The sequence below is a fragment of the Acidimicrobiales bacterium genome, from assembly GCA_040219515.1.
Taxonomy (GTDB): Bacteria; Actinomycetota; Acidimicrobiia; order Acidimicrobiales; family Aldehydirespiratoraceae; genus JAJRXC01.
The window spans coordinates 61,052-84,743 of sequence record JAVJSI010000015.1 but is presented as its reverse complement, the minus strand read 5'-3'; the positions used below and the strand labels follow the sequence as shown (position 1 = coordinate 84,743).

Genomic DNA, 23,692 nt, shown 5'->3' with positions numbered 1-23,692 from the left:
TCGTGGCCGAGATCGGAACGCGCTACTCCGCCGCCTGTGTCGGCCCGGAGGGTGTATCGTGCTCGAACCACCCCGGCCGCGACCCGCCGACCCACCCCCGCCGCTCGATATTCGCCAACCCCGGGCTCGGTTGCCCGTCCTCCACCGGCCACGCCACCGTCAACTCCCCCAAAGTTGGGACACCGGGGTCAGACCCCCGCTGCATCTCCTGCCCAGTTGGGACGGGGGTCTGACCCCAGCGCTGCAACTGGGGGTGGGTGCGGCGGTTGCCGTTGCGGTTGCGGCGGCGGGTGCCGGTGGCTGCCAGTTCATACGACTGGTCGGCGACGAGGACCTCACCGTGGACGTCCACCTCGATGGAGAAGGCCCGGGCGTCGCCCTCGGGGGCCGCGATCGTGTCGAGATCGAGATCGAGGCCGATCGGCACGCGGTCGCCGAAGGAGGACGGGGTCACCACCTCCTTCTCGGGCAGCGCCAGGCCGAACGCCTCCAAGCCGACGGTCCAGTGGTCGAGGGGCGCTTCGCAGCACAGCTCGACCCAGACACCCGAAGAGCGGAACTCGAACGCACCGGTCGCCAGGGGAAGGTCGTAGTCGAGGACCGTCACCGGCTCGAGCCCCGGCCGAAGGATCGAGGCGAGAAAGCGCGTGGCGCGAGCGGGTCGGCGGATGTCGATCCGCAGCAATCCGGCCAACGAGAGGTCCGTCGCGACGAACTCGACGTCGATGACGTCGATGTCGGCGTCGGCCGGCCGGTCTCGATCGTCTGACTCGGCGACAGTCATGGTCGTCAGGGTGGCAGATCCACGACCGCCGGGCAGGATTGGCCGGTGTGTGACGGCCCAGCACGAGAACCCGCTCCCGACTTCGATGCCGACACCTCGGTCACCCAGATGGGCGTCCATCGCTACGGCACGGCCCTGCTCGAGCGCTGGAACGTCGTGGCCGGCCCGAACGGTGGCTATCTGGCTGCACTGCTGGCCCGGGCAATGACGAACTCGATCGACGAGCCGGCCCGCAGCCTTCGCACCCTGACCGTGCACTTCCTGTCCCGGCCCGACTTCGACGAAGTGGAAATCGCGGTCGACATCATCCGAGCCGGCCGTTCGCTGTCCACCGTGCAAGCGACGATGCGCCAGGGCGACCGGCTCGTCTGCTCGTCGATCGCCGCGTTCTCGGTTCCGTGGGAGTCGAACGAGACCTGGTCACTTCCCATGTCCGTCCACGCCCATGACGAGAGCCGCCTCGACCTCGACGGTCCGCCTCCGCCCGTGCACGGGAACTGGTCGGGGCAACCCATCGTCGATGCACCCTTCTTCAGCGGTGAGGGCTCGTCGCGGGTAGGCCAGTGGATCCGCGCTCGTCGCCCGCGCACCCTCGACGCGATCGAGCTGGTGGCGATCTGCGATGCGATCCCGCCGGCCTCCTTCCCCCGCATGACCACACCGGCCGCGATGCCCAGCGTCGATCTGACCGTCCACATCCGCACGTCGTTGCCGTTGGTCGACCCGCCGGCCGACGAGCGCGTCTACGCCGAGTGCAACACCCACCACGTGGCCGATGGCTTCGCCGACGAGGACTGTCACATCTGGTCAGCCGACGGTCGACTGCTCGCCCAGTCCCGCCAGCTGGCCATCACCCGCTGAGCCGCTCCTAGGCTTCGCCGATGATCACCGCCCGCCGAACTGTCGCTGCCGTGCTCGTCGCCCTCTCTGCGCTCGTGCTCGTGAGCTGTGCCGAGGACGATCCGATCACGATCGAGGTCACCACCCAGGACGACGTGACCACCACGGGGCCCACGGACGAGCCCGAGGAGTCGACCGAGCCGGTCGCCTTTCCGCCGATCAATCCCGACGTGACCCGTCCCGCGGAGATCGTCGACCTCCGGGGCCAGGCCTCGGTCGAGATCGAGATCCGCGACAACGTGTTCGACGAGCGGTACTTCCGCGTCGATCCCGGCACGCAGATCGTCTTCGTCGACCGTGGCGCCAACACCCACGACGTCACGCCCGCCGCTGACGGTGCGTTTCCCGAGATCACGAAGGAATCGCTGGCGGAAGCGCCCCAGGCGCTCGTGCTCGATGCGGTCGGCGACTACGCCTTCTACTGCTCGATCCACGGAACCGCCACCCGGGGACAAACCGGCTACGTGGTCGTCGGCGGCGCCTGAGCGCGCCGAAATCTGCGCGGATCGGCATGGCGACCTAGGGTTCCGCCATGCGTCCTACCCTGCTTCGACTACTCGCCGTCCTCGCCCTTCTCGGACTCGTTGCCGCCGCCTGCGGTGACGACGACGGTGGTGGCGACACGGCCACCGACGACTCCACGACCACCGAGGCAACCGCCGACGAGAGCGACGAAACCGATACCCCGGACGAGACGGACGCTCCGGAGGAAACCGACGAGCCCGAGGAGACCGACGAACTCGGCTACACCGTGCGCAACGTGCCGGCCGACTACCCGCTGATCCAGGACGCCGTCGACGCCGCCGAACCCGGCGACCTCGTGCTCGTCGACGAGGGCGTCTACAACGAAGCCGTGGTCGTGCAGACCGACAACATCGTCATCCGGGGCATGGACCGCAACACCGTGATCCTCGACGGCGAGCACGCCGAGGAGAACGGCATCATCGTCTTCTCGAACGGCGTCGCCGTCGAGAACCTGACCGTGCGCAACTACAGCGGCAACGGGATCTTCTGGACCGGCGACTACGGCAGCGACATCGTGGTCGACGGCTACCGGGCCTCCTACGTGACGGCCCACAACATCGGCGTCTACGGCATGTACGCGTTCAACGCCGAGAACGGCCAGATCGACAACGCCTACGCCGGCGCCAGCGACGACTCGGGCTTCTACATCGGACAGTGCAACCCGTGCAACGCCCTGCTCTACAAGGTCGAGGGCGAGAACAGCCAGCTCGGTTACTCCGGCACCAACTCGACCGGGACGACGATCGCCGACTCGTGGTTCCACGACAACCTCATCGGCGTGGTCCCCAACAGCCAGGACGGCGAGGAACTCGCCCCCAACGCCGGCACCCACATCGTCGGCAACCTCATCGAGAACAACAACAACCCCGAGGTGCCGTCTCGCAACACCGGCTTCCAACTCGGCCTCGGATCCGGCGTGGTGCTCGCCGGCGTCACCAACAACATCGTCGAGCGCAACACCATCGTCGGCAACACCCGCGCCGGCGTGGTCGCCATCGACTGGATCGACGGCGTGTTCGGCAACGGCAACGGTGAGGACTACCCGGCGATGGACAACATCGTGCGCGACAACATCATCAGCGGGTCGACGCTCGACGCCGAGATCCTCGTGGCCCTCCAGGACATCGCCAACGGCGGACAGGGAAACTGCTTCAGCGGCAACACGATCACCGGCGGCACCAACCCCGTCGATGCACAGACCGTGCTCCCGTGCGACGGCGAGGACACGGCCGTTCTCACGACGGTCGAGGAACTGCTGGCCCTGTTCAACCTCGACCCGTTCGAGCCGGTGGACTACAAGGACGTGCCCGCCCCCGAGCTGAACTTCGAGAACATGCCCGGCGACCCGGCCACCGCGCCGCCGATGCCCGCCATCGACGTGCCGATGCAGATCGATCTCGACGCCCTGACCCCGCCCGACCCGAGCAGCTGATCCACCGGAGAAGCTAGAGCGACTCGAGGAACCGCACGACGGCCGCACGGTCGGCGGCGGCCAACGCACGGTAGGCCGCCGCACTCGCGGCGGCCTCGCCGTCGTGCCACAGGATCGCTTCCTCGTAGCCGCGGGCCCGACCGTCGTGGAGCAGGGTGGTGTGGCCGCTGACCGTCTCGATTAGCCCGATGCCCCACAGCGGCGGTGTCCTCCACTCGGTGGCCACCGTGGTTCCGTCGATCTGCTGGTCGCCCAGGCCCGGGCCCAGATCGTGGAGCAGCAGGTCGGAGTAGGGTTGGATGGTCTGATTGCTCAGGCCCTGGATCGGGCCGGTCCGGGTGGTGTACGGCCCCGAATGACACGACGAGCAGCCGATCCCGCCGAACAGTTCGTAGCCCCGCTCGACCTCCGGATCGTCGAGGTCGCGGGCCGCGGGGACCGCCAGGGTCTGGGTGTAGATCGACAGGTCGAGCAACTGTTCGTCGGTGACCTCGCCCCCGGCGGGTTCCTGCACGCCGAAGTTCGGGTCGCCGTAGTCCTCGACGTTGTACTCGGTGGACAAGGGGACGCCGGACCGGACACAGGGCGCCCAGCGGTCGCAGTCCGCCACCGGGAAGTAGCGCGAGGTGAGACCCATGTCGTTGAACAACGCCGTGGCCGATTGCTGCTCGACGGTGGGTTGGTCGGCATTCCACCCGAACCGACCGATCACCGTTTCGCCGCCGAGGAGGTCGTCGGCTCGGGCGACCCGGCCCGAAATACCGTCACCGTCGACATCCTCGGGATCGGCCCGCGCGATGATCTCGGCATCGGGAATCAGCTCGAGCAGGCCCATTCCGGGCAGCTGCGGGGCCACCCGGATGCCGATCACCGTGTCGTCGGGCAGAACGGAACCGTCGGTGAGGTCGACCGAGTAGACGGGTCGTCGCAGCGTGTAGGCCGTGCCGTCGTCGAAGGTCCCGTCCAGATCCTCGTAGGTCACCCGTACGGTCGCCTCGCCGGCACCCGCCAGCGACTGGGCCGACAGGATCGCGCCGAACCGGTCGATCAGCACCGGATCATCGGTGATCAGCCGGGTCGTGAGCCCGATGGGCAGACCGCCATCGCCCGACGGACCTGCCGCACGGCCGTCCTCGAGGTGACACGACGAGCAGGTGGCGGCGTCGAAGTCGGGCCCGAGCCCGGTGAATCCGCCTGATCCGTCGGACGTCCAAACCGCCTCGAAGACCTGCTTGCCGGCGGCGAACGCCTGCCGTTCGTAGTGGTTGATGTTGCGGGCGGTGAGGCTGAAGGCGCGCGAGGTGTCGTCGATCGCGGTGCCGAACCCACCGGTGCGCATCGTTCGCAGGCCGTTCGCCCCTTCGACCGCAACGAGGTCGGTCGCCTCGTCGGAGGCGTCGGTGTCGCCGCAGGCGAGGAGCACGGCCGCAAAAACGAGAACCGCGCCGAGCAACTTCAGGTGGCGCATCTCAGCTCCTCTCGTCGGACTCACGGGGCAGGGCCACGACGAGGGTACCGAGCAGACGATCGTGCAGGCCTCTCCCGTCGGCAGCCACGACCACACTCACGAGCAGGATCGCGGCAACGACGACCCCTGGCGCGCCGAGGAAGATCACCGGGACGTAGAGGATCACCGCCCGACCCACCGCCATCATCCACGCGGGCGCCGACCGGTCGGTGAGCCGAACCCGCAGTCCGAGCAGCGCCTTGCCGGGGGTGGCACCCCACGCCACGGCCGGGACGACCTCGTAGACGACGACGAGCAGCAAGAGAAGGATGATCGGCCGCGGCGAGTCGAACACCAGGCGGGCTTGGCGACGCCCGAGCGGATCGCCCCCCAGCAGGCGCTGATCGATCTCGACGAGCAGGAACACGACGAGCCAGGCGACCACGACCAGGTCGACGACGCGGGCCGACACACGCCATCCGAGCCCTGCGGGTGTCTCACTCGTCTGCAAGAACCCGAGGCTACGAGCGCCGGGTCCAGCCTGTCTCGTCAGCGACGTTCGAGCCGGTCGGTGATCTCGCGATAGCGCGACACAGGAATCAGGTGCACGCCGTCGAACGCCCCGGAGGCCCGGATCGCATCGACCTGCTCGAGGGCGAGGTCGACGCCGGAGTCCGGGTCGTCCTCGAGTCGTTCGATGATCTCGGTCGGTACGGCCAACTGCGGGATGTCGGCTGACAGTTTGCGACCCATTGCCGCGGAGGCCACCACCATCACGCCTGCGTGGACCGGGCAGTCGACCTCGACCGACGCACGCCAGTCGAGCAGGCGATCGAGATCGAACGACACCTGAGCGCAGAGGAAGTCGGCATCGCGCTTCCACGCCGGGATCGGCCGGAGGGCACTCGACAGTCCGATGCGAAACGACTGGCCCACCTCGTCGGCGAAACGACGAGCCTCGGCCATCATGGCCCTCACCGTGAGATCGTCGGACCGGCTTCCCGACTCCGGTCGGTCGCCGTAGACGAACAGGAACTCGTCGACGCCATACGCCGCAGCGGTGAGCAGGTCACGCCGGAAGCCGAGCACGTTCCGGTCACGGGCGTTCAGGCACGCGATGGCTCGACCACCCATCTTCGCGATTTCGTCGGCCACCGCGATGCTCGACACGGTGGCCCGCCCGATGTGGTTGTCGGGCACCAGGAAGGCCGTCGCCACGCCGCTCATGGTCGCGATCTGGTGCCGGACGCCCATCAGATCGGGGCGGGTGGCCGGTTCCACCTCGCAGATCACCTCGAACGGAGTGGACTTCGACTCGTCAGCCATGGCCCGAGAGTATCCGCAGTGTCCTTGTCGCCGTAGCCTGCGCAGATGGCAGAAGTTCCGAACGCTGGGTTCGCCTCCGCCGGATGGATCGAGGCGATGGGTCGAGCCGCCGAGCACGTCACCGTCGACCCCGAACTGTCGATCACCGTCGAGCAGCGACTCGACGAAGGAGTGGCGTGGCACTTCGTGTTCGCCGACGGCACCGTGCGCGTTGCGCCGGGCGAGACCGAGGAGCCCGACATCGTCCTCACCAGTTCGCTCGAGATCGCCCTCGCCATCCACGCAGGGAAACTCTCGGCCCAGCGGGCGTTCCTCGACGGCGATCTCCGCATCGGCGGGGACATCACCACGCTGATCGAACAGCGGGCGGCACTCTCCGAGGTGGCGGAGCTGATGGCCGCGGCTACTTGAGGAACTTGCTCGTCGTGTTGTCGGCCAGTTCCTTACCACCGGTCTGACAGGTCGGGCAGTACGCCACGGTGTAGCGCCGATACTCCACGGACCGCACCTCGTCGTCGCAGTCCACACACGGGAAACCGATCCGATGGTGCACGGCGCTCGGGCGGTCGGCCGACTTCCCGATGTCGTCCAGCCCCCGTTCGAAGTCGAGATGCCGCTCGATCACCGCCGCGATGCTCGCGGCCAGCGTGTCGATGTCGACCGTCGACAGCTTCTTGGTCATCGCGAACGGCGAGAGCTTGGCGTGGAACAGGATCTCGTTCGACAGAAGGCGACCGATGCCGGCGATGCGCCGTTGGTCGCGCAGGAACCCGTGGACACGCGTGTTCTCGGAGTTCAGTGCCGCTTCGAGATCGGCCCGCGAGATCGTGTCGGCGTCGGGACCGAGATGATCGACCGGCTCCTGCCCGTTCGGGTCACCGACGACGAGCCACACGCCGGCCTTGTGCTCGGTGCCGGCCTCGGTGAGCAGGAGCGCACCCCCATCGGCGAACTCCCAGCGGGCCATGCCACCCCGAGGCTTCTTCGCCTTCTTCGGGTCGGGCCGGAGCCGTCCGCCCTGCATCAGATGGACGACGAACGTGAGCGGCCGCTCGCCTTCTGCGAAGTGGAGCTGGAGGTATTTCCCCCGGTTGCCGGTGCCGGTGAGCGACCGCCCGTAGGCCTCCTCGGGCTGTGGCGCATACGTCTTCAGCGCGGTGAGGTGGAGGGGTCGGAAGGCCGTGAGTTCGGCACCGGTCCAGTTCTCGGCCAGGCGTTCGGCGTGGGCTCTGATCTCCGGCAGCTCCGGCATCCGGCCAGCGTAGGGCTCGTCGCCGGATTCTGCCTGTGGCAGAAACCGGCCCCACCGGCGGTGCCGACCACCACACTCGACGACATGACCGCCTCCACACTCTCGTCGTTGTCACCATCGGGAACGTTGTCCGACCGGCTCATGGAGCAGCGCATCGTCGTCCTCGGCGGGCCCGTCGAGGACGAGAGCGCCAACCGCCTCGTCGCGCAGCTGCTCGTGCTGTCGGCCGACGATCCCCAGAGCGACATCTGTCTCCACATCAACTCGCCGGGGGGTTCCGTGCTCGCGGGGCTGGCCGTGTACGACACCATGCAGCTGATCCCCAACGACGTCGCCACCGTGGCCGTCGGCTTCGCCGCGAGCATGGGTCAGATCCTGCTCTGCGCCGGCACGCCCAGGAAGCGCTACGCCCTGCCCAACGCGCAGGTCGTGATGCACGAGGGCTCGGCCGGGCTCGGTGGTGTCGCCGCGGATGTCGAGATCCAGGCCGCGAACCTCGCCGCCACCCTCGACCGCATGCGGGGCATCATCGCCCGCCACACCGGACATCCGCTCGAGAAGGTGATCGAGGACGTCGGCCGCGACCGCTGGTTCGATGCCGAGGAGGCCCGCGACTACGGATTCGTCGACCATGTGGTCAGCCGCCTCGACGAGATCGTTCCGGCCCGACCGACCCGCCGCATCGGGCTGACGGGAGCGGCCCGATGAACGCCTACCGAATGAGCAGCTACACGATCCCCACGGTGGTCGAATCGACCGCCCGTGGCGAGCGGGTCTCCGACATCTTCAGTCGCCTGCTCTCGGAGCGCATCGTGTTCGTGGGCACCCCGATCGACGACGGCGTGGCCAACGTGATCGTCGCCCAACTGCTGCACCTGGCCGCCGAGTCGCCCACCGCCGATGTGAACCTCTACCTCAACTCTCCGGGTGGTTCTTTCAGCGCCATGATGGCGATCTACGACACCATGCAGTTCATCGCCCCCGAGGTGGCCACCCTGTGCGTCGGTCATGCCGCGTCGACCTCGGCCATCCTGCTCGCCGCCGGAACAGCGGGGAAGCGAGCGGTCCTCCCGCATGCGCGGGTGGTGCTGCATCAACCCCACAGCGAGGGAAGCCGGGGATCCATCACCGACCTCGCCCTGGAGGCGGCCGAACTCGCCCGTATCCGCGCCGACGGCGAAGAACTACTGGCGAAGCACACCGGCCGTTCCGTGGACCGGATCCGCGCCGACACCGATCGTGCCCTGGTGCTCACCGGACCCGAGGCCGTGGCCTACGGGGTCGTGGACCAGGTGCTGGACCGCTCAGGCGGCCAGCATGACGGGGCCGCTGCGCTCGGCCCGCGGCCGTAGCCGCTGCGTCGACCGTTCGAGGAACTCGCCGAGGTCGATTCCGAGCGCGCCGTGGATCGCGTGCAGCACGTCGGACGAGACCTCCTTGCGGCCGCGCTCGATCTCGGACAGGTACTGCACGGACACCGCCGCGTCTTCGGCGACGTCAGCCAGGGTGCGGCCCTGCCGATGGCGCTCATCGCGCAGAACCTCACCCACGACATCTCGCAGGAGGGGGTCGGGCGACGGTGTGGACGAACGCGAACCCGGGAACGCCAGGATCGTGGCGTCGTACTCCGGGATGGGTTCCTCGGCCATGCGCTCGAGTGTAGGAGAGATGAGCCGAGGGCTGGATCAGATGAGGCCGAGTTCGCGAACGGTGTCGCGCTCCTCGGCGAGCTCGGCCACCGTGGCGTCGATGCGGCCCTGCGAGAACTCGTCGATCTCCAGGCCCTGGACGATCGAGTACTCGCCGTCCGCACAGGTGACGGGGAAGGAGGACATGAGTCCTTCGGGCACGCCGTAGCTGCCGTCGGACGGGATCGCCATGGAGACCCAGTCGTTCGCAGCGGAGCCGAGCACCCAGTCGTGGACGTGGTCGACGGCGGCCGAGGCGGCCGAGGCTGCGGAGGAGAGCCCACGGGCCTCGATGATCGCTGCGCCGCGCTGCTGGACGGTGGGGATGAAGGTGTTCTCGAGCCAGTCCTGGTCGCCGACGGCCGCCGCCGCATTGGCACCGTTGACGTTGCAGTGGAAGAGATCGGGGTACTGCGTGGCCGAGTGGTTGCCCCAGATGGTCATGTTGGTGATGTCGTTGACCGACACGTCGAGCTTGGCCGCGAGCTGGGCCTTGGCCCGGTTGTGATCCAGGCGGGTCATGGCGGTGAAGCGGGCGTCGGGGATGTCCGGCGCATTGTTCATGGCGATCAGCGAGTTGGTGTTGGCCGGGTTGCCCACGACGAGCACCTTGATGTCGTCTGCGGCATTGTCGTTGAGGGCCTTGCCCTGGACGGTGAAGATGGCACCGTTGGCCTCGAGCAGGTCCTTGCGCTCCATGCCCTTCGAGCGGGGACGCGAGCCGACGAGCATTGCGATGTTGGCGCCCGCGAAGGCCGTGTTCGGATCGTCGCTCTGGGTGATGCCGGCGAGCAGCGGGAACGCGCCGTCGTCGAGCTCCATCGCCACGCCCTCGAGCGCACCCATCGCCGGAGGGATCTCGAGCAGCTGCAGAATGACCGGCTGATCCGGGCCCAGCATCGAGCCGCTGGCGATGCGGAACAGCAGGCTGTAGCCGATCTGACCGGCGGCACCGGTGACAGCAACGCGAACGGGCTCATTCATGATTTCTCTCCGAGGGAGTGGGTACGCAAACCGTCGAGAACGGTAGCCGAGATCGAGGCCGAACGGACCATTCAGCGGACCCGTCGGTCGGCCGACGGGCAGGGCATGTCGCACTTCGCCACCGACCTCGGGCGCGTCGCCCATTCCCTACCCGACGCCCTCGTGATGCTCGAGTCCGACGGCACGATCTCGTGGCTGAACCAGGCGACGCTCGATCTCATGGGCATCGTTCCCCTCGACTGGTCCGGCGCGTCGTTCGGTGACCTGATCCATCACGACGACCGCCCCGAGCGCATCGACGAGCTCGGCACGAACGTCACCGAGTTCCGAGTCCGCGACGGCCGCAGTGGGTGGCGTCGACTCGAGATCCGCTCGCGAACGATTCCCGGGGGTGCCCGGCCGGGATTCGTCGTCGTGTCGCTGCGCGACGCTGCCTGACCTCACACCTAAGCCGGGTCGCTCATCGGCCGATTGGAAGGTGTGGCGACCACGACTGCTCCCGCGCCGACCCGGATGTCGGCCGATCTCCACCGACGGCTCACCCTGTACCCGAAGGTGCTGCTCCTGGCCCTCGCCGCGGCGTTCGTCTTCGTGATCCTGAGCGGCGACGGATCCGACACCACCTCGGGTCGCGTGGGCGGCGACTTCCCTGCGTTCTACTCCGCCGGGACCGTCGTCGCCGACGGCGACATCGAGCAGCTGTGGGACCCGGCCACGCAGGCGGCCGCGCAGGAGGGCCTGCTCGGCGGGGAGGAAGGGTTCATCATGTTCCCCTACGCACCGCACGTGGCGGCCGCCTATTCGGGGTTCGCCCAGCTCCCGTACCGCACGGCGTATGTCGTGCACACCCTGCTCATGGTCGGTTTCCTGGTGGCCGCGCTGCACCTCCTCCGGCCCCTCGTCGCGGTGGTCGATCGATGGTTCTGGCTCACCCTGGGGGTGACGCTCACGACCTACCCCGTCTTCGTCGGCGTCGGCGGCGGGCAGAACACCGCCCTCACCCTGTTCCTCGTGGCCGCGATCTGGCGGAGTCTGGCCGACGACCGCGAGTCCCTCGCCGGTCTCGCGGCAGCGGCCCTGCTCTTCCGCCCGCAGTACGCGCTGCCGCTCATCGGTCTGATGTTCCTCGGGCGACACTGGCGGGCCGTGGGTGCCGCCGGCCTCGGCGCCGTCGGCGTGTGGGTCGCGAACGCACTCGTCTACGGACCCGCCTGGTTCACCGCCTGGATGCGCGGTGTGCAACCGCTGCTCGAGGCGGACGCCGAGATCAACGCCCTCAACGAGATCGCGCCGATCGGGTTCCTGCACTCACTGCTCGGCACCGAATCGACGGTTGCGCTCGTCGCCGGTGGTCTCGTGTCGATGACGGTCGTCGCCACACTGATGTCGACCTGGGCGCGCAGCCCGCTGGCGCTGAACGAACGGATCGCGCTGACCGCCGTCGGCCTGCTCCTGATCGGGCCCCACACCATCTACTACGACAGCTCCCTCGCACTGTTCACCGTGCTGGTGCTGTTCGACACCGGCCGCATCGACCGTCGCGTGGTCGTCGCGCTCTGGGCAGCCGGACTTCTCCATCTGACGAAGGGGGCCGTGGGCGCCTCGCCTCTCGGCCCGCTCGTCGCCGTCGGCTTCGCCGCCACGGCATGGGTGCTGCTGAGCCGTCGTCAGGACGCGGTGTCGCGGGTGTTGCCGATCCAGGACTCGTGGAGTCCTCGATAGATCCCGTCGACGGCGACCAGTTCGTCGTGGTGGCCCATCTGCACGATGCGGCCGGCGTCGAACACCAGCACGAGGTCGGCTCGCTCGGCGGTGGAAAGGCGGTGCGCCACCGAGATCGTGGTTCGCCCCTCGGCCAGCGTGGCCAGCGCCGAGGCCAGCGCCTCTTCGGTCTCGGGGTCGACGGCCGAGGTGGCCTCGTCGAGCAACAGCAGCCCGGGGTCGGCGACCTGGGCCCGGGCGAGGGCCACGAGCTGACGTTCGCCGACGGAGAGCCGCCCGCCGCGCTCGCCGACGTGGGTGTCGATCCCGTGGGGTAGGCCGGCGAGCCAACGCCCGAGCCCGAGGGCCTCGATCGCGGCAACGGCGTCGGCCCGGGTCGCGCCGACACGACCGAAGCGGATGTTCTCCTCGATCGTGGTGTCGAACAGGAACCCGTCCTGGGGCACCATCCGAATCGCGGAGTGGCGGGACTCGGGAGCGACCGAACGGAGGTCGACGCCGTCGATGCGCACCTCGCCGTCGACCGGGTCGGCCAGCCGGGCCAGCAGCCGGGCGAACGTCGTCTTGCCGCTGCCCGTCTCGCCGACGACGGCCACATTCGTCTCGGCGGGAATGGTGACGTCGACGTCGTGGAGCACCTGGTCGCCGGTGCGATACGCGAACGCGACCCCGAGCGCCTCGACCGACAACGGCCCCGACGGCAGCGTCGCGCCGTCCTCGGGCTCGATGATGTCGATCGGCACGTCGAGTACCCGCAGGATCTTCCACCAGCCGGCCAGCGCGGTCTGGGTCTGGTCGAGCACCTCGCCGAGCTCGGCGATGGGCTGGAGCAGCAGGTTGACGAGGAAGAGGAACGCGATGAGCTCACCCACGCCCACGTCGACCACATCGCTCCACCAAATGCCCACACCGACCGCAGCAGCCAGCGAGAGCGAGCTGAAGAAGTCCACGACGGGCAGGGTGCCGGCGAACCAGATCGTCGACTTCAGCTGGGCGTCGTACTGATTGTCGATGGCACCGTCGAGGCGCGCCCGCACCGGCCCGTCATAGCCGTAGGCGCGGATGACCGGGGCACCGGTGACCGCCTCGGACGTCTCGCCCAGGGTCTCGGCCACTCGCGTGCGCACCAGGCTGTAGGCCGAGAACTGACGGCTCTGCACCCAACGCAGGAACGGAATCAGCGGCAGGTGACAGGCGAGCACCACCAGCGTGAGCTGCCAGTTGTAGACGAACATCACGAGCACGGCGCCGGTGATGATCGACGTGTTGACCACCCAGCTGATTGCGCCCCACTGCGTGAACTGGGCCAGCGACTCGACATCGGAGGTGACCCGGGCCACCAGCACCCCGCGGCGGCCCTCGGTGTGATCGGCCAACGACAATCGATGGATGTGGTCGAAGGCCCGGGTGCGCAAGCCGAGCAACACCGCCTCGGCCGTGATCACCAGTCGGAGGTAGGCGACCCGGCTCGCCGCAATGACGATCACCACGATGGCGAACGCGCCCGCCGACGCCGCCCACACGAAGCCGGGGCGATAGCCGTCGTCGCCGAGCACACCCCGGTCGAGCACCTGTTGGATCGTGATCGGGATGATGAGCCGTCCGAGCGCGGCGAGCAGCGCCATCGCGAGAGTGACCCGGATGCCCGTGCGCAGCTCGGGGCTGATCGCAAGTCCGCGCTTGAGAACCTGCAACGTCGAGACGTCGGCTGCGACATCGTCGTCGAGCAGCGACGCCGGGTCCTCGAAGCCGGTCCGCTTGGGTGCCTTCGGGGCTCTCGGCTGCCGGCTCACAGCGCCTCCGCCTCGTAGGCGGTGACCAGCGATCGATAGTCGTCGCGGGCCAGAAGGTCGGCGTGGGTCCCCACCGCCTGCACGCGGCCCTCATCGAGATAGACGATGCGGTCCGCCAGCGTGATGGTGGACAGCCGGTGGGCGACGATCACCAGCGTGGTCTGGAGCTCACGACGGAGGTTGGCGAGGATCTCGGCCTCGATCAGCGGGTCGACCGCGCTCGTCGCGTCGTCGAGCAGGAGCAACCGCGGCGAGCGAGCCAGGGCCCGGGCCAACGCGACGCGCTGGCGCTGGCCACCCGACAGTGTCTGGCCCCGCTCACCCACGATGGTCGCGGTGCCATTGGGCATGGCGGCCACGAACTCGGTGGCCCTCGCCACCGCCAGCGCCCTGGCGACGGCCTCGTCCGAGGCAAGCCCCATGCCCACGTTCTCCTCGACCGTGTCGGCGAAGAGGAACGCCTCCTGGAAGACCACGGCGGCGCTGCCGGCCAGTTCCTCGGGCGACAGGTGTTCGACGTCGACACCGCCGACCCGCACCGCCCCGGACTGGCGATCGAGCAAGCCGACGATCGACTCGACCAGGGTGGTCTTGCCCGATCCCGTCGCCCCGACGACCGCGACGGTTTCGCCGGCCTGGATGGCGAACGAGGCGTCGGCCAGCACGTCGTGATCGCCGTAGCGCACGGTCAAACCGTCGACGACGACATCGAGCGGGCCGTCGGGGAGGCCGCCACGGCCACCACGGGTCTCGGTCGGGTAGGCCATGACCCGATCGACCCGCTCCAACGACACGACTGAACGCGGCAGTTCCTCGAGGAAGAACCCGAAGACCCGCAGGGGGGTCGAGAGCAGCCCGAACAGCGACGCCGCGAGCACGATGTCGCCCGGCGTGGCATCGCCCCGGGAGATCAGCCACGTGCCGCAGAGCAGCAGGGCGACGATGCCCGCGTTGGGCAGCGCGTCGATGGCCGGCTCGAAATTGGCCCGCAGACGACCGACCTGGATCCGCGCCGTTCGCAGCCGGTCGGAGGCCTCGCGCATCCGCTGCACCTCGTCGGCTTGGCGCCCGAGGGTCTTGACGACGAGCGCACCGTCGAAGCTCTCGTGGGCGACGGCCGACACCTCGCCCACCCGCTGCTGGGCCAGGGCGGCCGGTGCCTCGACCCGGGCGGTGTAGTAGCGGCTGAGAACGACCAGCGTCGGGAAAAGGACCGCGGCGATGAGGGCGAGAATCCAGTGGATCATCAGGATGCTCACCAGTGCCACCACGACGAGGAGGACGACGCTGAGCGAGAAGGCCAGCGGCTTGATGACCATGGTCGCCTGGATCAGGTCGAGGTCGGCGTGGGCCAGCAGCTCGCCGGTGGGCTTCGACCGATGGAAGCGCAGGGGCACGTCGAGATAGTGCCTGAGCAGATCGCGGCGCCAGTCGCGCTGCGTGCGGTACTCGGCCATGGACAGGAAGAATCGCCGGGCGACGACGCCCAACCCGCGCACGATCGACACGGCGATCAGCGCACCGATGGCGATCCACACGTCGCCCCCGTCGACCGTCCCGTCATCGAACGCCGGAACGATGAGATCGTCGGTGATCCCGCGAAGCACCCACGCGCCGCCCACCGCCGCCAGCACGAACAGCCCGGCGCCTCCCATGGCCGCCGCATGCGGGCCCGGATGGGCGCGCAACGACCGGCCGATGAGCCGGCCGCCCCGCCGCCATACGTCTTCCACTTCGGCCGCACCCGCAGGCGCAGCGTCGATCACGGTCACTCCGGCACGGTATCCGCGCCCGACGCCCCGACCTTTCGGTTTTGTGACGACCTGAAGGTCAGAGGCGATCGAGCCGGACCCCTCGCACCGTCAGAGGCGATCGACGATCGCGCTGGCGAACTCGGAGCACTTCACCTCGGTCGCTCCCTCCATCTGGCGGGCGAAGTCGTAGGTGACGACCTTGTCGCCGATGGTGGCCTCGACCGCCCGCACGATGTCGTCGGCCGCTTCCTGCCAGCCGAGATGCTCGAACATCATGACGCCCGACAGCAGCACCGACGACGGGTTCACCTTGTCCTGACCCGCGTACTTCGGCGCGGTACCGTGGGTGGCCTCGAACACGCCGTGGCCGGTCATGTAGTTGATGTTGGCGCCGGGAGCGATGCCGATGCCGCCGACCTGGGCAGCCAGCGCGTCGGACAGATAGTCGCCGTTGAGGTTCATGGTGGCGATCACGTCGAACTCGGCCGGGCGGGTGAGCACCTGCTGGAGCGCGATGTCGGCGATGGCGTCCTGCACGAGGATCTTGTCGCCCGGGTCACCACCGCAATCGTCCCAACCGACGGCCACGTCGGAGAACTCTTCACGCACGAGTTCGTAGCCCCACTTCTGGAACGCGCCCTCGGTGAACTTCATGATGTTGCCCTTGTGGACCCAGTGGACCCGCTTGCGACCGCGCTTCACCGCATACTCGATGGCCGCGCGCTGGAGCCGTTGCGAACCGAACTTCGAGATGGGCTTGACGCCGATACCGGAATCCTCACGAATCTCCCAACCGAAGGCGTCGTGGAGCATCTCGATCATCTTCTTGGCTTCGGGCGTACCCGACTCGACCTCGAGTCCGGCGTAGATGTCCTCGGTGTTCTCACGGAAGATCACCATGTCGACGAGCTGCGGCTGCTTCACGGGCGAGGGAACGCCGGTGAACCAGCGCACGGGACGCAGACAGACGTAGAGATCCATGATCTGACGGATGGCGACGTTGAGGCTGCGGAAACCGCCACCGATCGGTGTCGTGAGGGGGCCCTTGATGCCGATGAGGTACTCGTTGAAGTCGTCGATGGTGGCCTGGGGCAGCCAGTCTCCGGTTTCGTTGAAGGCCTTCTCGCCGGCGAGAACCTCTCTCCATTCGATGGTCTTGCCGTACTTGCCCGCTGCGGCATCGAGCACGAGCTTGGCGGCCGGCCAGATGTCGACCCCGGTGCCGTCGCCCTCGATGAAGGGGATGATGGGGTTGTCGGGAACGGCAAGTGTGCCGTCGTCCTGCATCGTGATCTTGTCAGCCATGCGGGCGACCTTACTCGGCAAAGCCCCCGCTGAGGAACGTCAGCCGATGTCGATTCGCTCGCAGATCCGCACGGTCGCGTCGGCCTGGTTGAGGGTGTAGAGGTGCACCCCGGGCGCGCCGCCCTCGATCAGACGCTCGATCTGACGCACCGCTGCATCGACCGCGATCTCGAGTCGCGTGTCGGCGTCGTCGGTGGCCTCGAGCCTGGCCCAGAGGGGCTCGTCGATGGCCGATCCGTTCATGCCGGCGAAGCGGCGCACGCTGGTCGGGTTCACGACGGGAATGACCCCCGGCAGCACCGGTGTGGTGCAACCGAGCGCGGCCAGGTCGTCCATCATCGAGAAGTAGTCGTCGGGGTCGAAGAAGAACTGGGTGATGCCGAAGTCGGCCACCTCCAGCTTCTCGGCCAGCCGGGCTCGATCGTCTTCTCGCGACGTCGAGCGGGGATGCAGCTCGGGGAATGCGGCCACGCCGATGCACATGTCACTGTGCTCTCGCAGCGCATGGACGAGCTCGAGGGCGTAGCGGAAGTCGCCCGGGTTCGGGCTGCCGTCCTCGGGTGGGTCGCCGGCGAGCGCCAGCATGTTGTGGACGCCGTGGGCCTGATAGTCCTCGATCAGCTCGAGCACCTCGGCGTAGCTGTGGCCGACGCAGGTGAGATGGGGCATCGCCGGAAAGGCGCGGTGTTCGACCAGGTCGAGCACCGTTTCGCGGGTGGTCTCGCGGGTGCTCCCGCCGGCGCCGTAGGTGACCGACACATAGTCGGGTTCGACCTTCTCGAGCTGATCGACGGTGGTCCGCAACTTCGCCTGGGCCTCGCGGGTCTTCGGCGGGAAGAATTCGAACGACAGGGTGCGCCCCCGGTCGAGCAGATCACGAATCGCGGTCATGCGGCACAACGCTACGCCATCGCCGCGCCGACGGAATGGGAACATCGGCCCTTTCGCGGCGCTGCCGGTGGCCGACTCAGCGGCGAATCAGGTCGTTGGCCTCGTCGAACGCGGCTTGGAGCCGAGCGCCGACGTCCTCACTGAACGCAGTGAGCGCCGGGCGGCTCATCCGTCCGACCGGTGCCGCAATCGGTTCGCCGACCACGATTGCGGTGTGGCTGCGGTGCAGGAACCTCGCCCCCGACGGCAGCGCGGCCTCGGTGCCGGCGATGCCCACGGGAACGATGGTCGCGCCCGTCTTCGAGGCGAGATAGGACATGCCGTCGAACACCCCGGCGACCCGATCACCGCGCTGCCGGGTGCCTTCGGGGAACACGATCATCATCTCGCCGTCGTCGAGGATCGTGCGAGCCGAGCGCATCGCGTCGCGATCGGCTTCGCCGCGACGCAGCGGGATGGCGCCGAGGGCGGCGCACACCCAGGCCCCGATCGGGTTGACGAACAGCGACTCCTTGCCCAGCGCTCGCAGCCGGCGCGTGGCCACGCCGGCCACCAGTGGCGCATCGAGGTTGGAACGGTGCACCGGCGCCACGATCACGGGGCCGTCGAGCCGAAGGTTCTCCGCGCCGCGAACCTCGGTGCGCAGCCAGCGGAAGATCACGCTGCGGATGAAGAAACGAACGACCCGATAGAAGACGAGCGACGATCGCTGGTGTCCGACCCGGACCGCCCACTCGAGGCTCTTGGCCTCCCCACTCTTCGGTTCCCGGAAGGGCGTGGTCGCGCTCGGTTCGTTCACGGCTAGTGGAGGAAGTGTCGCTCGCCGGTGAACACCATCGCCACGCCGCGTGCGTCGGCCGCGGCAATCGTCTTGTCGTCGTTCACCGACCCACCGGGTTGCACGATGATGGCGGCACCGGCGTCGGCGGCCGCTTCGATGCCGTCGGGGAACGGGTAGAACGCGTCGCTCGCGCAGGCGCCGTCCTTGGCTCGACCGTCGGCCTTCGTCGCCGCGATCTCGCCCGACTCGACCCGGTTCTGCTGGCCCGCGCCGATGCCCCACGCCACGCCATCTTTGGCCAGCACGATGGCATTGGACGTGACATGACCGCAGATGCGCCATGCGAACGCGGCGTCGGCCATCTCCTGCGCGGTGGGCTGACGCTGGGTGACCACCTGCCACTGGTCCGGCGTGGACGAGAAGTGGTGGGCGTCCTGGACCAGATAGCCGCCCCCGATCTGGCGCAGTTCGAGGCCGCTGGCCGGCGTCGGCGGTGTCGCGGTGAGCAGTCGTGTGTTCTTGCGCTTGGCGATGAGCCGTTCGATCACACCGTCGGCGTAGCCGGGGGCGATCACGACATCGGCCTGGGCGGCCGCTTCCATCGCCTCGACGGTCGCCAGGTCGATCACCCGGTTGGTGGCGACGATGCCGCCGAACGCACTGCGGCTGTCGCACTCGAACGCCTGCTGGTAGGCCCGGGCGAGATCGTCGCCGACCGCTGCGCCGCAAGGATTGGCGTGCTTGATGATCGCCACCGCGGGCTGATCGCCGAGATCGTGGGCGAGTCGCCAGGCCGCATCGGCGTCGAACAGGTTGAGGTAGCTGAGCGCAACGCCCGAGTGCTGGACGACGTCGTCCCACATGCTCGTCTGGCCGATGGTGCGATACCGGGCACCCGACTGATGAGGGTTCTCCCCGTAGCGGAGCACGTCGGTGCGCTCGAGGGCCAGGTGCAGGGTGGGCGGCAGCGTCTCGGGCTCGTCGTCGGTCTCGTCGAGCCAGGTGACGATCGCCGCGTCGTAGGCCGCAGTGTGGGCGAACGCAGCGCGGGCGAGGCGCCGACGGGTGGCGGCGGTGAGCCGGCCCTCGGCCCGGAGTTCGGCGAGGATGCCGTCGTACTCGGCGGGATCGACGGCGATCCCCACATGGGCATGGTTCTTGGCCGCGGCCCGGACCATGGTGGGCCCGCCGATGTCGATCATCTCGATGCCCGGCTCGGCTCGGAAGGGATAGAGGTTGGCCACCACGAGGTCGATCGGGTCGATGTCGTTGGCGACGAGGTCGGCCTGGTGTTCCGGATCGTCCCGGTCGGCGAGGATGCCGCCGTGGATCCGCGGGTGCAACGTGACCACGCGGTGGCCGAGCATGATCGGCGATCCGGTGTGGTCGGCCACGTCGGTGACGGGCAGTCCGGCGGCGGCGATCACCTTGGCGGTGCCCCCACTCGAGATGAGCTCCCACCCGAGTTCGACGAGCCCGCTCGCGAGATCGGCGATACCGGCCTTGTCGTAGACGGACAGAAGGGCGCGGGGAGTCTCGGACGATGTCGGCATCGCCGCCGAACATAGCAAAGCCCCTCGTCGGGACGACATTGTGGGGAACGGTTCCCGGCGTGCGGCGCGCGGCCGCACTATGGTCGGAATCTCACGGTGTACCGCGGGAGGAACACATATGGAGACAAGCGACATCAAGCCGAGCACGATCATGCTCATTGCCGGGGGGGCCGTATTGCTATTGGGCACCTTCCTCGACTGGGTGAGCGTGGGCGAGGGGGACTTCAGTTTCGGAACGAACGCCTGGGACACGGACTTCTTCGGCCTGCTCGGCATCGTGGCCGCACTGATCGGTCTCGTGATCGGTGGCGCCATGGCCGCCCGTCAATTCGGCGGCATGACACTGCCGTCGTTGCCGTTCGGCTTCAGCCACGAACAGGCCCACATCGCCCTGAGCCTGTTCGCCGTGATCATCACCATCGGCTTCGTGGTTCGCGGCGATGTCGGTATCGGTCTCTGGCTGTCGACGCTGGCCGCCATTGCGATGCTCGTCGGCTCGATCATGGAAGCGGGCGCCGGCGATTCCACCGCCACGCCGCCCACGCAGTTCTGATCCGCTGATCAACAACCGCCCGGCGTGTTCGACGTCGGTGCGGTACGAACGGCCTCGACCGGGTCGATGAACCCGTTGCCTTCCTCGTTCGTGACGAGGAAGGCAACGATCGCATCGGCCAGGGCCTGCGCCTCGATGTCACGACCCTCCTCGCTCGCGAGGAGGGTCGTCTCGTTCTCGCCCAGAGCCAACAGTTCTACGCGCGCCGCGGCCACGCCGTTGCTCGTTTGCAACACTCGGAAGTAGTCCTCGCCCCGCTGGTTGAGGAGCGCCCGCACGCCCGGTTCGTCGGGAGCGACGAAGGTTCCCTCGAGGCCGGCGAACGCCTCCACCAGCGCCTGGTGGATGAGCCCCGCCAGCCGGCGACTGGCGTCGTCGCCGGCCCGACGAAACACCGTGGGCCGGGGAGCCGAGGTCGTCGCCGAGCCGTCCTCGCCACGCTGGATCGACACGAAGGCCGTCGCGCCGAGTGCGACCGCGGCCGCGCCACGGGTGCCGGCGCCGAGTTCGACCGGGCCGGTACGGGTGAGGGTCACCGCCACCCCGTCGGCGGCGAGGATCTCCGCCGTGCGCTGGGCCACCGCCAGGTTGACGCGGCCGGCCGCGTCGTCGGCTCCGCCCGGGTCGAGCACGACGTGCTGCGCCTCGATCGGGGACACGAACCCCGAGGGTTCGATCTGCTCGCCGCCACACGGACCGAGCACGAACCACACGTCGCCGTCGGTGCCGGTGATGGGCAACAGCGCCCCGTCATCGGTCCGGACGGCGCCGGCGGCGTCGGTCGCCAGCGCCGGCAACCGGTCGGCGATGGGAAGGGTGGTCGTCGGCAGGGTCGATGAGGTCGCCTCCTCGGCCGGCACCTCGGCCGTCGACGTCGAGTCGTCGAACAGGGTCGGAACCGGTTCGTTCACCTCCGTGCCCCCGCTCACGCAGGAGACGGCCAGCCCGGCAGCGACGAGAAACGCGGTCGCCGTGCGCGCCGATGAGCGTCGCCTCACGACTCGAGCGCCGGATCCGTGCAGTTCGTGGTGCGGCCGGCGCCGGTGGGGCCCCAGCCGCGAAAGATCGGGTCCTCGGTGTAGCCCGAGCCCGCGTCATCGGTGTCGACGAAACGCTCGACGGCCGACCGCACCGCCTCGGCGAGGCCGTCCTGGACCTCGGGACGGTTGAGGAGTTCCTCCTCGACCGGATTCACGATGTAGGCGAACTCGGCGAGCACGCTGGTCACCGCGGCCGGACGTCGGAGCACGCCGTAGTAGTCGCCACCGCTCTGGCTGGCGCGACCCATCGCACCCGCATCCTCCATGGCGAACCAGGTCGACCCGAGCGGGTCGAGAAACGCTCGGGTCTCCTCGAAGATCAGCCCGGCCAGTCGTTTCGAGTCGGTCGACTCGAGCTGGAAGAACATCTCGGTGCCGGGCTCGCTGCTGACCGCCTCGGTGCCGGCGTTGTGATGGATCGAGATGAACGCGATCGGATCGAGGGCCAGCGCGATCTCGGCCCGGGTGACGATCGGTACGCGCACATCGCTGTCACGGGTCATCATCACCGTGTGGCCGTCGGCCTCGAGTGCATCGCGGACCCGGCGGGCCACCGCCAGGTTGAGATCGGCTTCGCGGGTTCCACCGGGGCCGACCGCGCCCGGTTCCTCGGCGCCGCCGTGACCCGGATCGAGCACGAAGTCGACCTCGCCCACGAACTCGCCACTGGTGATGAGTGTCTCGCGCCCGCACGGTGTCCAGACCCGACGAATGTCCCCCACCGCATCGAGCACCGGCACCACCCAACCCGTGGTGGTCAGGACGACGCCGTCGGCCTGGCCGTTGAGAGGCACGCCGTCGCCGTCGAGCGCGAGCGGCGGCGCCGGCACCCACGGCACCAGGGTGGTCGTCGAGGTGGTGGCCGACGAGGATGTCGTGGTCGTCGGGGCCACGGTGGTGGGCGCGGTCGACGAGACATTCGAGGTCGTCGTGTCGGGTTCGGCCACGTCGACCGAACGGGTCCCACAGGCGGCGAGGAGAAAACAGACAGCAAGAAGAGGGGCGTGGAGGGGGCGCACCCCTCCACGCTTGCAGTCTTCACCCCTCAACGTGGTGACACCCCCACCGGACGGTCAGAGGTTGGCGACGATCTCGGCCATGAGTTCGCCCGCTTCGGTGGGGTTGTGGCCCACCTTCACGCCGGCGTCCTCGAGCGCTTCCATCTTCGCCGCTGCGGTGCCCTTGCCGCCCGAGACGATGGCGCCCGCATGGCCCATCTTCTTGCCGGGAGGGGCGGTGACCCCTGCAATGTAGGACGACACCGGTTTGGTCATGTGGTTCTTGATGTAGTCGGCCGCTTCTTCCTCGGCCGAACCACCGATCTCGCCGATCATCATCACGGCCTTGGTCTCGGGGTCGGCTTCGAAGGCCTCGAGGCAGTCGATGAACGACGTGCCGGGCACGGGGTCGCCACCGATGCCGACACACGTCGTGACGCCGATGTCCTTCTGCTTCAGCTCGTAGAGCGCCTGGTAGGTCAGCGTGCCGGATCGGCTCACGATGCCGACGGGGCCGCCCTCCTTGGCGATGTGACCGGCGGTGATGCCGATGTTGCACTTGCCGGGGCTGATGATGCCGGGGCAGTTCGGGCCGAGCAGCCGCACATCGGGGAAGCTCCGCTTGAGCTCGTTGTAGAAGTACGCCTCATCATGGGCGGGCACGCCTTCGGTGATGGCGACGATGAACTCGACGCCGCCCGCGGCGGCCTCCATGACTGCGCCGCGCACGCCGGGGGCCGGGATGAAGATGCAGCTCGCGGTGGCGCCGGTGGCGGCCACGGCGTCGGCGACGTTGGCGTAGATCGGCACGCCGTCGACATCGCTACCGGCCTTCTTGGGATGGGTACCGGCGACCACCTGGGTGCCGTACTCGGCGTTGAGGCGGCCGTAGTAGCTGCCCTGTGAGCCGGTGAGGCCCTGGTAGATGACCTTGGTGTTCTCGTCTACGAAAATGCTCATGTCA

General features: G+C 68.6%; 25 protein-coding genes. 9 read left to right on the top strand and 16 right to left on the bottom strand.

The features are described from left to right. Positions 1-22: 22 nt before the first annotated feature. The gene (locus tag RIB98_15965) at positions 23-784 is read right to left on the bottom strand and encodes a hypothetical protein (protein MEQ8842480.1); all 762 of its coding nucleotides are present in this window, start codon (positions 782-784) and stop codon (positions 23-25) included. 45 nt (positions 785-829) lie between these two features. Here RIB98_15965 and RIB98_15960 point away from each other — a divergent pair, with 45 nt between their 5' ends. Genes RIB98_15960 through RIB98_15950 form a run of 3 tightly spaced genes read left to right on the top strand, consistent with a single transcriptional unit; the run spans position 830 to position 3,641 of the window. Next, a complete protein-coding gene (locus RIB98_15960) occupies positions 830-1,645 on the top strand; it encodes a thioesterase family protein (GenBank protein MEQ8842479.1) in 816 nt (271 codons plus the stop codon). A 20-nt stretch (positions 1,646-1,665) separates the two neighbouring features. Next, positions 1,666-2,169 carry a hypothetical protein gene (locus RIB98_15955; protein ID MEQ8842478.1) on the top strand — a complete coding sequence of 168 codons (504 nt, stop codon included), beginning with the start codon at positions 1,666-1,668 and terminating at the stop codon, positions 2,167-2,169. 47 nt (positions 2,170-2,216) lie between these two features. Then, entirely contained in the window at positions 2,217-3,641 is a 1,425-nt protein-coding gene (locus RIB98_15950) for a hypothetical protein (GenBank protein MEQ8842477.1), read from the top strand. A gap of 13 nt (positions 3,642-3,654) precedes the next feature. On the opposite strand, the gene RIB98_15945 is transcribed toward RIB98_15950, so the two are convergent. Genes RIB98_15945 through RIB98_15935 form a run of 3 tightly spaced genes read right to left on the bottom strand, consistent with a single transcriptional unit; the run spans position 3,655 to position 6,414 of the window. Continuing rightward, positions 3,655-5,109, bottom strand: a complete 1,455-nt coding sequence (locus RIB98_15945; protein ID MEQ8842476.1) for a di-heme oxidoredictase family protein — start codon at positions 5,107-5,109, stop codon at positions 3,655-3,657. Between the two features lies 1 nt (position 5,110). Further along, the gene (locus RIB98_15940) at positions 5,111-5,599 is read right to left on the bottom strand and encodes an RDD family protein (GenBank protein MEQ8842475.1); all 489 of its coding nucleotides are present in this window, start codon (positions 5,597-5,599) and stop codon (positions 5,111-5,113) included. Between the two features lie 38 nt (positions 5,600-5,637). Next, entirely contained in the window at positions 5,638-6,414 is a 777-nt protein-coding gene (locus tag RIB98_15935) for a methylenetetrahydrofolate reductase (GenBank protein MEQ8842474.1), read from the bottom strand. A 45-nt stretch (positions 6,415-6,459) separates the two neighbouring features. Here RIB98_15935 and RIB98_15930 point away from each other — a divergent pair, with 45 nt between their 5' ends. Continuing rightward, positions 6,460-6,825: an SCP2 sterol-binding domain-containing protein gene (locus tag RIB98_15930; GenBank protein ID MEQ8842473.1), complete on the top strand. Its 366-nt coding sequence runs from the start codon at positions 6,460-6,462 to the stop codon at positions 6,823-6,825. Here RIB98_15930 and RIB98_15925 read toward each other — a convergent pair. Beyond that, positions 6,818-7,666, bottom strand: coding sequence for a DNA-formamidopyrimidine glycosylase family protein (locus RIB98_15925; protein MEQ8842472.1), 849 nt, complete (start codon positions 7,664-7,666; stop codon positions 6,818-6,820). The genes RIB98_15930 and RIB98_15925 overlap by 8 nt on opposite strands. A gap of 84 nt (positions 7,667-7,750) precedes the next feature. On the opposite strand from RIB98_15925, the gene RIB98_15920 reads away from it, so the two are divergent. Both RIB98_15920 and RIB98_15915 read left to right on the top strand, forming a co-directional pair. Then, positions 7,751-8,374, top strand: a complete 624-nt coding sequence (locus RIB98_15920; GenBank protein MEQ8842471.1) for an ATP-dependent Clp protease proteolytic subunit — start codon at positions 7,751-7,753, stop codon at positions 8,372-8,374. Further along, positions 8,371-9,018 (top strand): ATP-dependent Clp protease proteolytic subunit, encoded by a 648-nt coding sequence (locus tag RIB98_15915; GenBank protein MEQ8842470.1) that lies wholly within the window; start codon positions 8,371-8,373, stop codon positions 9,016-9,018. The genes RIB98_15920 and RIB98_15915 overlap by 4 nt, the downstream gene beginning before the upstream one ends. Here the strand turns inward: RIB98_15915 and RIB98_15910 are convergent. Together RIB98_15910 and RIB98_15905 are read right to left on the bottom strand one after the other, a co-directional pair. Continuing rightward, positions 8,971-9,315: a helix-turn-helix transcriptional regulator gene (locus tag RIB98_15910; GenBank protein ID MEQ8842469.1), complete on the bottom strand. Its 345-nt coding sequence runs from the start codon at positions 9,313-9,315 to the stop codon at positions 8,971-8,973. The two genes, RIB98_15915 and RIB98_15910, sit on opposite strands and share 48 nt — an antisense overlap. A 36-nt stretch (positions 9,316-9,351) precedes the next feature. Continuing rightward, positions 9,352-10,338, bottom strand: coding sequence for a malate dehydrogenase (locus RIB98_15905; protein ID MEQ8842468.1), 987 nt, complete (start codon positions 10,336-10,338; stop codon positions 9,352-9,354). A 105-nt stretch (positions 10,339-10,443) separates the two neighbouring features. Between RIB98_15905 and RIB98_15900 the strand changes: the two genes are divergently transcribed. Together RIB98_15900 and RIB98_15895 are read left to right on the top strand one after the other, a co-directional pair. Then, positions 10,444-10,776, top strand: coding sequence for a PAS domain-containing protein (locus RIB98_15900; protein ID MEQ8842467.1), 333 nt, complete (start codon positions 10,444-10,446; stop codon positions 10,774-10,776). 42 nt (positions 10,777-10,818) lie between these two features. Further along, the gene (locus tag RIB98_15895; protein ID MEQ8842466.1) at positions 10,819-12,060 is read left to right on the top strand and encodes a glycosyltransferase family 87 protein; all 1,242 of its coding nucleotides are present in this window, start codon (positions 10,819-10,821) and stop codon (positions 12,058-12,060) included. On the opposite strand, the gene RIB98_15890 is transcribed toward RIB98_15895, so the two are convergent. From RIB98_15890 to purH, 6 genes are all read right to left on the bottom strand, one after another. Continuing rightward, positions 12,006-13,853 carry an ABC transporter ATP-binding protein gene (locus RIB98_15890; protein MEQ8842465.1) on the bottom strand — a complete coding sequence of 616 codons (1,848 nt, stop codon included), beginning with the start codon at positions 13,851-13,853 and terminating at the stop codon, positions 12,006-12,008. The genes RIB98_15895 and RIB98_15890 overlap by 55 nt on opposite strands. Then, positions 13,850-15,625, bottom strand: coding sequence for an ABC transporter ATP-binding protein (locus RIB98_15885; protein MEQ8842464.1), 1,776 nt, complete (start codon positions 15,623-15,625; stop codon positions 13,850-13,852). Before RIB98_15885 ends, RIB98_15890 begins: the two co-directional genes overlap by 4 nt. Before the next feature lie 90 nt (positions 15,626-15,715). Beyond that, positions 15,716-16,912 carry an NADP-dependent isocitrate dehydrogenase gene (gene icd, locus RIB98_15880; GenBank protein MEQ8842463.1) on the bottom strand — a complete coding sequence of 399 codons (1,197 nt, stop codon included), beginning with the start codon at positions 16,910-16,912 and terminating at the stop codon, positions 15,716-15,718. Positions 16,913-16,951: 39 nt separating this feature from the next. Then, positions 16,952-17,803: a methylenetetrahydrofolate reductase gene (locus tag RIB98_15875; GenBank protein MEQ8842462.1), complete on the bottom strand. Its 852-nt coding sequence runs from the start codon at positions 17,801-17,803 to the stop codon at positions 16,952-16,954. A gap of 76 nt (positions 17,804-17,879) precedes the next feature. After that, positions 17,880-18,602: a lysophospholipid acyltransferase family protein gene (locus RIB98_15870; protein MEQ8842461.1), complete on the bottom strand. Its 723-nt coding sequence runs from the start codon at positions 18,600-18,602 to the stop codon at positions 17,880-17,882. Positions 18,603-18,604: 2 nt separating this feature from the next. Then, on the bottom strand, positions 18,605-20,137 hold the full coding sequence (gene purH / locus RIB98_15865) for a bifunctional phosphoribosylaminoimidazolecarboxamide formyltransferase/IMP cyclohydrolase (GenBank protein MEQ8842460.1): 1,533 nt from the start codon (positions 20,135-20,137) through the stop codon (positions 18,605-18,607). A 118-nt stretch (positions 20,138-20,255) separates the two neighbouring features. Between purH and RIB98_15860 the strand changes: the two genes are divergently transcribed. Further along, positions 20,256-20,690 carry a hypothetical protein gene (locus RIB98_15860; GenBank protein ID MEQ8842459.1) on the top strand — a complete coding sequence of 145 codons (435 nt, stop codon included), beginning with the start codon at positions 20,256-20,258 and terminating at the stop codon, positions 20,688-20,690. Between the two features lie 8 nt (positions 20,691-20,698). On the opposite strand, the gene RIB98_15855 is transcribed toward RIB98_15860, so the two are convergent. The 3 genes from RIB98_15855 to sucD form a co-directional block, all read right to left on the bottom strand. After that, positions 20,699-21,601: an N-acetylmuramoyl-L-alanine amidase gene (locus RIB98_15855; GenBank protein ID MEQ8842458.1), complete on the bottom strand. Its 903-nt coding sequence runs from the start codon at positions 21,599-21,601 to the stop codon at positions 20,699-20,701. Between the two features lie 83 nt (positions 21,602-21,684). Next, positions 21,685-22,677, bottom strand: a complete 993-nt coding sequence (locus tag RIB98_15850) for an N-acetylmuramoyl-L-alanine amidase (protein ID MEQ8842457.1) — start codon at positions 22,675-22,677, stop codon at positions 21,685-21,687. A 126-nt stretch (positions 22,678-22,803) separates the two neighbouring features. Beyond that, positions 22,804-23,688, bottom strand: coding sequence for a succinate--CoA ligase subunit alpha (sucD, locus tag RIB98_15845; GenBank protein ID MEQ8842456.1), 885 nt, complete (start codon positions 23,686-23,688; stop codon positions 22,804-22,806). Between the last annotated feature and the right edge of the window lie 4 nt (positions 23,689-23,692).

Coding starts and splice junctions, on each gene's coding strand:
- RIB98_15965 (MEQ8842480.1), bottom strand. CDS start 784: ATGACTGTCGCCGAGTCAGACGATCGAGACCGGCCGGCCGACGCCGAC.
- RIB98_15955 (MEQ8842478.1), top strand. CDS start 1,666: ATGATCACCGCCCGCCGAACTGTCGCTGCCGTGCTCGTCGCCCTCTCT.
- RIB98_15950 (MEQ8842477.1), top strand. CDS start 2,217: ATGCGTCCTACCCTGCTTCGACTACTCGCCGTCCTCGCCCTTCTCGGA.
- RIB98_15945 (MEQ8842476.1), bottom strand. CDS start 5,109: ATGCGCCACCTGAAGTTGCTCGGCGCGGTTCTCGTTTTTGCGGCCGTG.
- RIB98_15935 (MEQ8842474.1), bottom strand. CDS start 6,414: ATGGCTGACGAGTCGAAGTCCACTCCGTTCGAGGTGATCTGCGAGGTG.
- RIB98_15930 (MEQ8842473.1), top strand. CDS start 6,460: ATGGCAGAAGTTCCGAACGCTGGGTTCGCCTCCGCCGGATGGATCGAG.
- RIB98_15925 (MEQ8842472.1), bottom strand. CDS start 7,666: ATGCCGGAGCTGCCGGAGATCAGAGCCCACGCCGAACGCCTGGCCGAG.
- RIB98_15920 (MEQ8842471.1), top strand. CDS start 7,751: ATGACCGCCTCCACACTCTCGTCGTTGTCACCATCGGGAACGTTGTCC.
- RIB98_15915 (MEQ8842470.1), top strand. CDS start 8,371: ATGAACGCCTACCGAATGAGCAGCTACACGATCCCCACGGTGGTCGAA.
- RIB98_15910 (MEQ8842469.1), bottom strand. CDS start 9,315: ATGGCCGAGGAACCCATCCCGGAGTACGACGCCACGATCCTGGCGTTC.
- RIB98_15905 (MEQ8842468.1), bottom strand. CDS start 10,338: ATGAATGAGCCCGTTCGCGTTGCTGTCACCGGTGCCGCCGGTCAGATC.
- RIB98_15900 (MEQ8842467.1), top strand. CDS start 10,444: ATGTCGCACTTCGCCACCGACCTCGGGCGCGTCGCCCATTCCCTACCC.
- icd (MEQ8842463.1), bottom strand. CDS start 16,912: ATGGCTGACAAGATCACGATGCAGGACGACGGCACACTTGCCGTTCCC.
- RIB98_15875 (MEQ8842462.1), bottom strand. CDS start 17,803: ATGACCGCGATTCGTGATCTGCTCGACCGGGGGCGCACCCTGTCGTTC.
- purH (MEQ8842460.1), bottom strand. CDS start 20,137: ATGCCGACATCGTCCGAGACTCCCCGCGCCCTTCTGTCCGTCTACGAC.
- RIB98_15860 (MEQ8842459.1), top strand. CDS start 20,256: ATGGAGACAAGCGACATCAAGCCGAGCACGATCATGCTCATTGCCGGG.
- sucD (MEQ8842456.1), bottom strand. CDS start 23,688: ATGAGCATTTTCGTAGACGAGAACACCAAGGTCATCTACCAGGGCCTC.